We start from the raw sequence: 949 nt of genomic DNA on the forward strand, positions 1-949 counted from the left end.
GGCGTTGACCCTGCGTACCGCACCGGCTGCAAGCTGGCGGTTGTCGACGAGACCGGCAAGCTGCTGGAGGTGGCGGTAACTTACCCGACGCCGCCGCATAACAAGAAGCGCGAGGCGGCGGAGAAGTTCAAAGAGCTGATTGCCAAGTATGGCATCCAGCTCATCGTCATCGGCAACGGCACCGGCTCAAGGGAGACGGAGCAGTTCACCGCCGAGACCATCGCTGAGATCGGCGATCCCGGGCTGGCCTACCTCATCGTCAATGAGGCCGGGGCCAGCGTGTACTCCGCCTCCAAGCTGGCGCAGGAGGAGTTCCCGGACCTTGATGTGGCCGAGCGCAGCGCCGCATCGATTGCCCGCCGCGTGCAGGACCCGCTCGCGGAGCTGGTCAAGATCGAGCCGAAGGCGATCGGCGTCGGGCAGTACCAGCATGATGTGTCCCAGAAGCATCTGGACGAGAGCCTCACAGCGGTGGTGGAATCGGCGGTTAACCATGTCGGCGTCGACGTGAATACCGCATCTCCGTCGCTGCTCTCCTACGTGGCGGGAATCAACTCAACCATCGCCAAGAACATCGTCAAATACCGCGAAGAGAACGGCAGCTTCAAAAGCCGCAAACAGCTGCAAAAGGTGCCGCGTCTCGGAGCGAAGTCATATGAGCAGTGCATCGGCTTCCTGCGTATTCCGGAAGGCGAGAATACGCTTGACCGCACGCCGATTCATCCCGAGTCGTACGACGTAGTCAGCCGATTGTTCAAGGAGCTGGGGCTTGCGCTGTCGCAGATCGGCAGCAAGGAGTTGGCTGCGGTGCTTGCCGCTCAGAATCCCGAGGAGCTGGCGGCCAAGCTGGACGTTGGTGTGCCGACGCTGCGCGACATTCTGGAGAGCCTTCAGCGTCCCGGACGCGACCCCCGCGAGGAGCTGCCGCCGCCGATCTTCCGCACCGATG

General features: G+C 62.8%; 1 protein-coding gene. It reads left to right on the forward strand.

What is annotated here, in order from left to right; all coding sequences use genetic code 11:
* On the forward strand, positions 1-949 hold a 949-nt coding region (locus L691_RS0122290; protein ID WP_025692518.1), incomplete at both ends, for a helix-hairpin-helix domain-containing protein.

It is taken from the genome of Paenibacillus zanthoxyli JH29 (assembly GCF_000520715.1).
Lineage (GTDB): Bacteria > Bacillota > Bacilli > Paenibacillales > Paenibacillaceae > Paenibacillus_AQ > Paenibacillus_AQ zanthoxyli.